Origin of the sequence: Microcoleus sp. B7-D4, from assembly GCF_036705125.1 — a bacterium.
Taxonomy (GTDB): domain Bacteria; phylum Cyanobacteriota; class Cyanobacteriia; order Cyanobacteriales; family Microcoleaceae; genus Microcoleus.
In genome coordinates, this window is the sequence record NZ_JAUBTT010000089.1 from 1 (window position 1) to 11,168 (window position 11,168).

The 11,168-nt window shown below is 44.0% G+C and carries 5 protein-coding genes and 1 pseudogene; 4 read left to right on the plus strand and 2 right to left on the minus strand.

Going from position 1 to position 11,168, the window contains the following annotated elements; translation table 11 throughout:
- Positions 1 to 155 precede the first annotated feature (155 nt).
- A complete protein-coding gene (locus QUB12_RS28565; RefSeq protein ID WP_445252052.1) occupies positions 156 to 1,028 on the plus strand; it encodes a tetratricopeptide repeat protein in 873 nt (290 codons plus the stop codon).
- Positions 1,029 to 1,456: 428 nt separating this feature from the next.
- On the opposite strand, the gene QUB12_RS28570 is transcribed toward QUB12_RS28565, so the two are convergent.
- On the minus strand, positions 1,457 to 5,074 hold the full coding sequence (locus QUB12_RS28570) for a WD40 domain-containing protein (RefSeq protein WP_333309430.1): 3,618 nt from the start codon (positions 5,072 to 5,074) through the stop codon (positions 1,457 to 1,459).
- A 183-nt stretch (positions 5,075 to 5,257) separates the two neighbouring features.
- Between QUB12_RS28570 and QUB12_RS28575 the strand changes: the two genes are divergently transcribed.
- Entirely contained in the window at positions 5,258 to 6,115 is an 858-nt protein-coding gene (locus QUB12_RS28575) for a hypothetical protein (RefSeq protein ID WP_333309432.1), read from the plus strand.
- A gap of 156 nt (positions 6,116 to 6,271) precedes the next feature.
- Positions 6,272 to 7,246, plus strand: a complete 975-nt coding sequence (locus QUB12_RS28580; RefSeq protein WP_333309434.1) for a hypothetical protein — start codon at positions 6,272 to 6,274, stop codon at positions 7,244 to 7,246.
- Here QUB12_RS28580 and QUB12_RS28585 read toward each other — a convergent pair.
- Positions 7,164 to 7,367: pseudogene (locus QUB12_RS28585) on the minus strand (tetratricopeptide repeat protein); the annotation flags it as partial. The gene QUB12_RS28580 and the pseudogene QUB12_RS28585 overlap by 83 nt on opposite strands.
- A 103-nt stretch (positions 7,368 to 7,470) precedes the next feature.
- On the opposite strand from QUB12_RS28585, the gene QUB12_RS28590 reads away from it, so the two are divergent.
- Positions 7,471 to 11,168 (plus strand): Ig-like domain-containing protein (locus QUB12_RS28590; RefSeq protein ID WP_333309436.1); only part of this gene is annotated, 3,698 nt, incomplete at its 3' end.

The following is an 11,168-nucleotide window of genomic DNA, read 5'->3' on the forward strand; positions in this document are numbered from 1 at the left end:
GGCTGCAATGAATGATGAATACATGATGCTTCTTCTCAAATCCTTTTGTCAAGGCTGATTGAGATGCTCTTACCCTGGAAGCAATATCAAAACTCAAAAATATGAGTTATTATAGGCGATCGAGAAACCCTTATATTTTTTTCTGGGGCTGTACAGTGCCTAATCGCATTCCTTTAATATCTCTGCTACTCGCACTCGGTTTGTGGACAATGCCCGAGCCTGCTGTTGCACAGGCACTCCTGCCTTACACCCTGCAAATCGACTCGGCCCAACTCGAACAAACGGCCTTGAGCCTTGCAGAAGAAGCCGTCCAGCTAGCCAGACTCCAGCAGTACCAACTAGCGGTACCCAGAGCCGAACTCGCCACACAGTTAGCGCCAAAAAATGCTCAAACTTGGACTTTGTTAGGCAGCTTGTACCTTCAAGTCGAGCAGTTTGACAAAGGCATTGAAGCTTTGGGGCAAGCTCAATCTCTGTCGCCAGAAAATCCATCAATTAAATTTGTCTTGGGAGAAGCTCATTTTCGGAAAACGAACTACGAGAAAGCAGTCGAATATTTGCAAGCAGGATTAAAACTAAAACCAGACACTCCCGGTGCATTATTTGATTTAGGCAATGCTTTTTATAAGCTGAAGCGGTTCGATCAGGCGATCGCCCAATACGAAAAAGCCTTTGCTTTAGAAAAAAACCTGTGGCCGGCTATTAACAATATCGGATTAGTCAAATACGAAATGGGAGATGTTGATAGCGCCATCAAACGCTGGCAAGAAGCGATCGTGATCGACGACAAAGCAGCCGAAGCAATGCTAGCTCTAGCAGTAGCATTGTACACAAAAGGTGACAAAGAAAAAGGCTTAGCGATGGGAGAAGCAGCTCTAAAACTCGACAAACGGTATGCTACCGTAGAATATCTCAAAGAAAACCTCTGGGGCGATCGTTTGATCGCAGATACCCAAAAGTTGCTAGCCACTCCTGAAATGAAAGCAGCACTGGCTAAAATTCAAGACGCCCCACCCCCTCCAATGTAGTCGCCCGATCCCAAATCCGGGTTTAATATCATGACTACCCCTCCGTCATATCAATTCCGGTTGCACCGGAATTATTGTTGACTGTTGACTGTTGACTGTTGACTGTTAACTTGGAGTCGAAAAACTGAATGATAGTTGAGTATTGACTGTTGATTCGATTTTACGCCCGACGATGCTAGCGGAGTTGATATCATTGCGAGGAACGAAGCAATCGCTTAGTCTCTGCGATTGCTTCCTTCCTCGCAATGACAAATAATACAAAAAAAAAGGGGTAGTAAACCCGGATTTGGTATTATAGCAATCCTAAATCATTTGCATAATTATTGTAGGGGCAATCCCACGCCCGGTTGCCCGATAGATAGGGGGTAGGCACGGGGGCACTACCCCTACAAATGTATCTGAATCATTTAGGATTGCTATAGTCACGATCAACTTACTTCAACTGCCCCCAGTGTTTTGAGCGTCGCAATAGTCGCCTCAGTTAAACCTTTAACACCTGCAATATTCATTCCTTCATAAGGTTTGGGAACAGGCAAGGTTTTGCTACACTCACCCGTTACTGCATCCCAAAGCTTAATCGTCTCATCTTGGCTGGCACTGGCTAGAATTCGACCATCTGGACTAAAAGCAACCGACCACACCCAATTGTCGTGTCCCCGCAGAACTTGCAAGCACTCATTCGTGCTAACATCCCACACTCGTACAGTTTGGTCATGACCGCCACTCGCCAAGTGTGTAGCATCAGGACTGAACATTACAGATGACACAATACCGTCATGTCCCTCTAGGGTGGTCAGACATTCTCCTGTATTGATATCCCAAAATTTGATGGTACTGTCACTACTGCTGCTTGCCAGGATATTACCGTCAGGACTAAAGGCAACAGACCAAACCCAACCGCTATGTCCGGTAAAAGTTTTCCAAACTTCCCCTGTACTGATATTCCATAACTTCACCGTATTATCAGCAGTGGCAGAAGCGAGGATATGACCTGAAAAACTAAACGCAACTGCCAACACCCAGCCCTCTGGTTCGGCGCAAGTATAAAGACAGTGCCCTGTCCTGATATCCCATAGTTTTATAATCTGGTCGCCACTGAAACTAGCCAACGTCTTACCGTCGGGACTGATGGCGACTCCCCAAACCCAAGCTGAATGACCCTGTAAACTTTTTAGGCACTGTCCAGTCGTAGCATCCCATAACCTGACAGTAGTGTCATAGAATCCACTTGCAAGCAAGTGTCCATCGGGACTGAAAGCAATGGATTTCAACCGATTAGTCTGTCCATCCTGTAAGCTTTTAAGACATTTTCCTGTTTTAGCATTCCATAATCTGACGGCGCGATCGCTACTGGCTAAGCTGTGACCGTCTGGTGAAAAAACTACCGATGTCACTGGATTGCTTTGCCCGTAAAGTGTTTTCAGACATTGACCTGTTTTAACATCCCACAGTTTTAGCGTGCGGTCTTCACCAGTGCTAGCTAAAGTTTTGCCATCTGGATGAAACGCGACGGCTGAAACCCGACTGGTGTGTGCTTGCAGTGTTTTTAGGCACTGACCGGATGCAACTTCCCACAATCTCACGCTGCGGTCTTCGCTGCAACTTGCTAAAATCTGGCCGTCAGGACTAAAGGCAACAGACACCACTATTTGTGAATGCCCAGAGCAAATCCTCAAGACTTCACCCGTGTTAATATCCCAGAGGTCGATCGCAGAATCATCACCACGGGCTACCGTTTTACCATCTGGACTGAAAGCCACCGATCGAATTTGACTGCTGTCACTCTCAAACATTTTCAGGCATTCTCCCGTCTCTACATCCCACAGTTTGAGCGTTCCGTCATCACCGCCACTAGCTAAAATCTTACCTTGAGGACTGAATGCGATCGATAGCGCCTGACTTTGGTGTGCTGGCAAAGTTAGCAAGCATCGTCCATTACTCCAATCCCAAAAACGCACAGTTCCATCACCGATGCTACTAGCAAGCATCTTGCCATCAGGACTGAAAGCAACTCCCAGCACAGTGCTAGTATTTCCCTGCAATATTTGACGGATAGACCAACTGCTAACATCCCAGCAACGAATCGTCCCGTTACTACCGCCAGTAGCAAGAGTTTTCCCATCCGGACTAAAAGCAGCGGATAACACGATGCTGCCGTCTTCTTTGCTAGTTCTCAGCAGCCTAGCTTCTGGCATTTGCCACAAGTGAATCTCACTATTCGTATCGCCCATTGCTAAAAGTTTTCCATCCGGGCTAAAAGCGACTGACAAACCACTGCCCAAAACTTCGGCGAAAACGGAATTAGCTAAATTAGAACCCGCCAAGTTGACCTGATGCAAATTCGTATCGGGTAAATAAGCTTGCCAAACGGTCAAATTAGAAAAATCCCAACCGCTTAAATCTGGCTGCATCTGACGCAATAGATTTATAATATTACCCGCAGCATAGCCAGTTTCTAGTGTTAGTTTACCGCGCAGTGATGCCAGAATTGGTTTGAGTTGGTTTTCTAGAAGTTGCTGGCTTTCAAAAGTAAAAAGCAGTCGATCGGCAATAGGTTTAAGGATAAGACGAGCTTGCGTATCTCTAAGGTATTCTGTAGCTGTAGCTTTGAGAAGAGCATGGCTTCTGAGAATGTCAATTTCGCTGTTGGTTATCTCTGTGCAGACTTTTTCGATTAATCGTTCCGTCATGTATTCCATGACGACGGGTTGTTGAGTGTAGCCGTCTGAGGTTTTTTCGATGAGAGAACGTCTAACGAGAGAACCTAAAACCTCTAGTAATTCTTTGACAGTTAATTTTGAAACAAAATCTTGTTGTAACTCTCCCAGCGAGACTGGCTCCCGATCGATCGCCAGCCAGTACATCACCTTTTTTTCTAAATCTGATAAACGATTAAATTGTCGGTCTAATAGGTTCCGAATATCATCAAATACTAAAGTTCCTTGATTTAAAAGTTCTAAATATTTGGTCAGGCTACTGTCAAAAAAATCATGGATGGCTGGAGCTACCATTTTTAAGGCTAACGGATTTCCAGCATAGTGGGATCTCAAAATATCCCATTCGCAGTCTGAACCTTGAAAAAAAGCAATCCCTTGGACAATTTCCTGTGCTTCTGGGGTTGTTAAACCTGTCAGTTGTAATGAACGAACTGGCAACTTTTTTCCTTCTTTTGCGGCTAAACCAATCGGTTTTTCTCGACTGGTTAGTAGCAGGGTACTTTTATGATTTATTTCGGCTACGCATCGCAGAAGTTGACCGTATCCTTCATATCCATCTCTATAAGAACCCGTGCGTTCTTCTTCCTGTAGAATAGACTCGACGTTATCTAATATTAACAGACACCGATGCTGTCGCAGATAGTGTATCAGTCGCGAGATTCTAGCATCTAAGGTGTCTGGTAAATTCGTTTCCTTTTGGTTCGAGAGAAATTGAATCAATTCTACCAATAAGTCAAGTATTAATGGAGCATTGCGGAGACTGTGCCAAATAATATAATCAAATTGTTCTTGGATGCGTTCTGCTAACTTGATAGACAGAGAGGTTTTGCCAATGCCACCCATCCCCAACAGCGTTACTAGGCGGCAGCGATCGCCGATTAGCCACTGTTCTAATAAAGCTAATTCTTCTGCACGTCCGTAGAAAATAGAAACATCAATTGCCTCTCCCCAATTAATAGTTTTGTTGAGTTTGGTTACATCAGTTGTAAGTCGATCGGCGATCGTACCACTGCGATCGATTTGTTGGTTGATATTGTGACTAATTTGGCTATTTGGTAGTGGCACGGCTAATTGTGTATGTTGTGCTTGCCGTCGCATAACTGACTGAACGTTACTCTTGGTGACTTTTTCTCCGAATACCCGACTGAGAATTTGCCATAACTGAAACCCAACAAACTTAATATATTCGGCATCATAACCCGCGCTTTTGGCAATATCTGGATAAGAGTGTCCTTCCCAAGTCTGCCGCAATACCAGTATGTGAATATCGTTGAGGTCCTCTTGTTTGAGAACTGAGTCGAGGAAAAGCAGTGCTTCGTCGATCGTCATTTATTTAAAATTACCCGGTGTGTGAGCGCAAGGGTCGTGGTTCCTGTCCCCAAGTGCAGGTATTTAAGCAATTATACTTAAAAGTTGGTATAGTTTGCAGCCACGATATAACTATTTATAACTTTTACTCACAGACACCGCTGCCGCATCCGGGTTATTACTGAATCAAGGTTGATTGAACCAGTGAATTTCAATATTAAAAGGGAAGGATATTTTATGAAAATGTCAAATAAAAAATTATTGCTAATTCTTGCTGTAAGTATTTTGGTTGTATCACTTCTTGGTCTTCTCGGGAGACAACTGCCAGTTCAGGCTGACTATCCTTCATTTGTACCAGACGCTTTATCCCAACGTAATAAACCAATTCCGGGTCAACGTCGTCAACGTCGTCCGGTTGAACAGAATTTTAACCCAGAGGATTTTTATTCAAGCCCAAAAAGTGCATATTCTTGGCCTAAATTTCCCGCTCCCCGAGTTGCTAAAAGTTTTTCTGACGAACAGCGCCAGCTAATATGGGAAAGTCTAGCCCAAGCTCAAGAACTGTTACAACGCAAAGAAGTTTATGATTGTATTGGCAAGTATGTAAATAATGGTTATTTTGGTACAAATCCTAAAGGTGCTGTTGAAATTTTTCTTACTCAATATCCTGTAAATGACCGGGCACTAGGACGACCCAGGCGCGTTTATATTAGTAAAATGTATGAAGAGAACAAGATTTTGGGACAAGCTATTCTAGGCCTTACTATTCAACAACCTAACGAAAGAGCAAAGGATTTTGCCTTAAGCCTTAATGCTTACAATTTGTCAAACCCTCGTTTTAATAAAAATACCTGGGCAGGCGTAATAGTTCATGAAATTTTACATAATTGGAATTACGATCATGTGGACAATGTAGTCATTAACTCAGAAACAAACCAAACTAATGTTGCTGGTAACTTTGTTTATGAAAGTGGTTGGTGTGTTGCCAGAGAAGGCCGTGACAAAGAACCAGGAACGTTTGGATTAACAGGTTCTGGAGGAGCAGATGTATTCGTTGATTAGTGTTAAATACTTACTCACAATTCTGTACTCCTCAATAATACACGCGATCGCCCTTGTTTCAGTAGGGATGGCGAAGTGCGCTCGCATCCTAGTTATCGGGAATGGTAGAAAGCGATCGCTAAAACTAAAATTTTCCACAAAGTGAGAAACTAAAATATGAAACGCATAAAATGTATTCTGATTGGGTTATTCCTAGCCAGTAGCATAGGTGTCACAGATGCCTGCGCCCAGAGCGATAAACCAAGTCCGCCGGCATCGCTACCAGCACTTTCTACTCAGGTTGGCCAAACAGATTGGGATGTCGAAGTAATTTTAAAAAGCAAGTCTCTAGACAATCCCAAATTTTATGTAGTGCTTTTAGTGACGCTAATTGCTGGAGGAGTTGGCGGGATTATTTTTGAGTTGCTGAACCTGCAAGGCAATATTGAGCGACCCCACGCACCCAGCGAGGATGAATTGGCAGCAAAACTTGCTTACGCTACTGTAGACAATGTAATTGATTTGGGCATTTTTTCCAGAATTATTATTGGTGCGTTTGCTGCTGTTCCTACTATGGTGGTTATCGAACCAGCGAGCGTATTGAGTTTATTAGCAATGTCCTTAGTCGCTGGTTCGGCAGGGACTGCTGTCTTCCGTTCCTTGCAAGATCGATTCTTAATAGCCATCACTCAGCAAGAGGCAAGTGAACAAAAAAGAAAAATCAAGCAGAAAAATAATAATGCTAAGATGGACAAGGCGATCGCGGCTGTTGAAACCCTAGAAAAGGAAGTCGAAAAAAAATCCGACAGCCCGGAAGGAACAACCAATCTAATAATTCCAGAAGGCACTGTTTTAAACCGCAGTCATTTCGAGGAAGTCAGAAAAATCCTATTGCAGGTTACAGGAGTAAATGCTGAAGCAAACAATGCGATCGCGGCTTTTAAAAAGTTAGAGGAGGAATTGATCGAGAAATCAGTTAAGCCCCAAGGAACGATCGATCTGAAATTTACCAAAGACACTACTATAGAGTGCAAGTTGTTTGGGAATGTCAAGGACTGCTTGATCCAGGCTAAAGGAGCAAATGAGCTAACTGCGATCGCTGATAATAGCCAGTCATCTCAACCAGTAACCCCAATCCAAAACCACCTGTAAACGATCGCAAACCCGATCGGACATGATATAACTGGTGGTTAGGTTTCAGCACCTCTGCTTGCTTAAAGCTAGCTTCTGCTTCTTCAGTACGTCCTAAATTACTCAATGCTATGCCTCGGTTGTACCAAGTTTCGCAGCGATCGCTCTTGTGTCAGTAGGGATGGCGAAGGGCGATCGCAAATTTTCTGTAATGCAAATACCACAACAAACTAAGGAAATAATTTATGAGCGCTTTCTACAAATTCGATGTCATTGCATCTGCAAATACATTGGGATGGAAAAGTATAGGAGACAACCCATCAATTAATGATGCGGGTATCGTAGCCTTTATGGCTACTCCCGATATATCAACTGATATTTTTGCTGGGCCGTTCAATGGTGAAGCAATTAGAGATATTACAGGAAGTAATTCTGTAGCTGCTAATTCTACACGGGCTGTTCAGATTAATAATGACAACAAAATCGTAACTCACGATTCACGGATAAGTGCTGATTTTAAAGCTATCGGCGCAATTCGGGTCAGGAATGCTGACAATCCAGGAGCAACAAAAGATGAAAATTTTGAAAATATTGTAACGACTTCTGGCAGTATTTTTGATTCTTTCGATACCGTCTTTAGCCAGCCAAGCATCAACAACAAGGGACAAGTAGTTTTCTCTGCTTTAGACGATGTAAATAGGTTATTAGCAACTGAGGCATCGATTGGATATAACACAACCCCACTCTCAACGCAATCTGCTGTAGCAGCGCGTCCCATGATTGCTGACAACGGACAAATCGTTGTGCGGTTTGGAAATAAGCTTGGGGATGGAACTACTCCGCCTTCGCCGATTAAGTTGTTTGATTACGACTTAGGTAAGTCTGTTGATATCGCCAATTCTAGTCCTAATCCTCCCTACAGGAAATTTACTAAACTGGGTATGAGTCCGGGTATTAGTGATGATGGAAACATCGTTGTTTTTGCAGGCGATCGAGGCAGGGGCCCTGGTATTTTTGCCAGCATCAATAACATTAAAGATCCATCTGGCCTTCGCACACTTATTCCGATTGCCGGAGAAAACACGACGGAACCAAAAGCGGAATTAGGATACGACGACTCAGGTGCTCCTATATTCTTAGATAGCTTCGATCTGGACAGTAGAGTGGCTGTCTCTTACCTAGATAAGGGAGAGAATGGCATAACTGCTGGCGATAGCTTCGTTGTTTCTTTTATTGGTACACCAAACACACCTAGTCGCAACAATCCGGTCACTAATAAACCTTTCTTTTTCTCAGGTCAAGAAGGTCTTTGGACGGTTCGGGTTGCAGTGGAAAAACCCCTATCTCCTACCGCACCGCCTGAGGTACTTGATTTTAATAAAACCAGTCCGATTCCTGCCATTCAAATAGGGGATAAGATTAACGACGCCACAGTTGACAAGATCGCAGTCTATGACCCTCTCAGCAAAGCCACAACAGATGTCAGCAAACAACAACAAGGCGACCACAGGCTTGGTTTTTGGGTTTCTACGGATAAAGGCGATATGGTGGTGCGTGCCGAGCATCTGGATACCGATGGAGATGGCTTGCTAGATGATTGGGAGACTAATGGAATTGACATCGATCGAGATGGGGTTGTAGATCTCAACTTGGCAGCAATGGGAGCCAACCCCGATCGCAAAGACTTGTTCCTAGAAATTGATTGGTTGAAGCCGGATCTGGTCACGAAGCGTGATTTTTCTCCAGAACCAGAGGCGATCGATTTTTTGGTAAAGATGTTTGCCAATGCACCCGTGCAAAATCCAGATGGCAGCACTGGCATCACTGTTCACGTTGATGCTGGAAAGAACCTTTATCGAAATATGGGTCCTTTGGCAGGAGGTGCTCCCAACCCGCTATATCTTCAAGGAGGCGACGAGATTGCCGAAGCAGTTACTGGCAACCACATACATGGTGTTTTCTTTGGCCCAGATGAGCCAGTGACTTTTAAAGATCCAGATCCGTTGGGTCGCCCTATAGTCGTCAGATCGTTTGAAAGTATCAAAAATAATTTCTTTGGTACAACAACCAAGCGAGCGCGAGAGCTAGCTTTCCATTATGCTATATTTGCAGACGAGGTTGCAAAAAAAGATTCAAATAATCTTTATCAGTTCCCCGGAAATTCAGGTTGGGCTGAAATATCTGTTCCGGATAGCAAAGAACGCTATTCTATTCCTGGCAACGACCTAATCATTTCTCTAAAAGGCAGTCGCGGCCCAGAAAATAACAAGTTATCTTACGTTCCTAATCCGAGTTCACCTGAATCTAAGAAAGAAATCCCTTATGTAAAAGGATTTTACCAAGGGCAAACGTTGGCTCACGAACTAGGTCATAATTTGGGCTTGTTTCACGGAGGATTTGATAATTTAAAAACTAACCCACCTGGTACTGACGGTTACAATAAAACAATTTACGACCTCAAGGTTAATTACCAAAGCCTGATGAATTATATCTATCAGGGTTTTCCAGGAGAAAAGGGTCAGCTAGTCCGAGACTATTCGAGAAGTCTGCCTTTTGATGACTGGAGCCATATCAAACTCGATTTCTCCAACTATTTAGACAATTTAGGAAATAGCTTTGGTAAAGAATACCAAATGGGTACGAAATTGCCGGACTCTGAAGAGTCAGAGATTACCCGCGAAACAATAGAACAATTACATGGCCCTTCTGATAACGAAACTCCCTTGGTTAGTATTAACCAACCAGCGCCTAGCGTTGAAATAGTCGTTGGTAGTTCTTTGACCGTCGATCTAACTGCAACTGACAACTCGGCAATTAAGTCAGTGCGTGTTTCCTTTGATATCAATGGCAATGGTGTTGTCGATGCTCCTGACGAAACTGTTGTCGCAGCTCCAACAGGTACTAACAAATATCAGGCTACGTTTGCCAATATTTCTGGGACAGTTGGCACCAGAACTATTACAGCTAAGGCATTTGACCTTTTTGACTTTACATCGACTGCCAGCGTGAATGTTAATATCGCGCCGATATCTAGCAACAAACTACCAATAGCAAATAATGACAAAACCCTAACAATTTTAGAAGATGCCGTCGCTACAACCTTGGATATTACAGCACCAACTGATGCAAATAGCGACCCACTAACTATTACAATTGATGCGCTGCCAGAGACAACTAAAGGTGTGGTTCGATTAGCTGATAATACAGCAGTGGCAGTTGGAAATACCTTAACGGTTGATAAGCTAACAGGATTAGTATTTGCTCCTGTTGCAAATGCGAATGGTGCGGCTGGAACCTTTAGCTATACTGTCAGCGACGGTAAAGAAGGGACAGACTCCCAAATCGTGACGCTGGAAATCACTCCCGTCAACGATGCACCGTTAGCTCAAGATGACACCGCTACCACCAATCAAAATACTCCCGTTACGATCGCCTCAACAACCCTGCTGGCTAACGACAGCGATATAGACGGCGATGCTCTAAATATTAGCAAGGTTGGCAATGCCAACAACGGTAGTGTTGTACTCGACCAAAACAGCAATGTTGTTTTCACCCCTGCCACCAATTTCACTGGAGAGGCGACTTTTGATTACACCGTGAGTGATAGCAATGGCGGTAGTGGGACTGCCAAGGCGATCGTCACAGTGAAAGCTGACAGCGAGCCAACACTTAATCCCACGCCAACACCTAATCCCACTCCAACCCCGACACCAACACCCAATCCAGAACCAACGCCAATATCGACGCCAATATCGACACCAACACCCAATCCAGAACCAACGCCAATATCGACACCAACACCCAATCCAGCACCAACGCCAATATCGACACCAACACCCAATCCAGAACCAACGCCAATATCGACGCCAACACCCAATCCAGAACCAACGCCAATATCGACACCAACACCCAATCCAGAACCAACGCCAATATCGACACCAAC

Bases quoted from the DNA above. Each gene is read 5' to 3' on its own strand.
- QUB12_RS28570 (WP_333309430.1), bottom strand. From the start codon at position 5,074: ATGACGATCGACGAAGCACTGCTTTTCCTCGACTCAGTTCTCAAACAA.
- QUB12_RS28580 (WP_333309434.1), top strand. From the start codon at position 6,272: ATGAAACGCATAAAATGTATTCTGATTGGGTTATTCCTAGCCAGTAGC.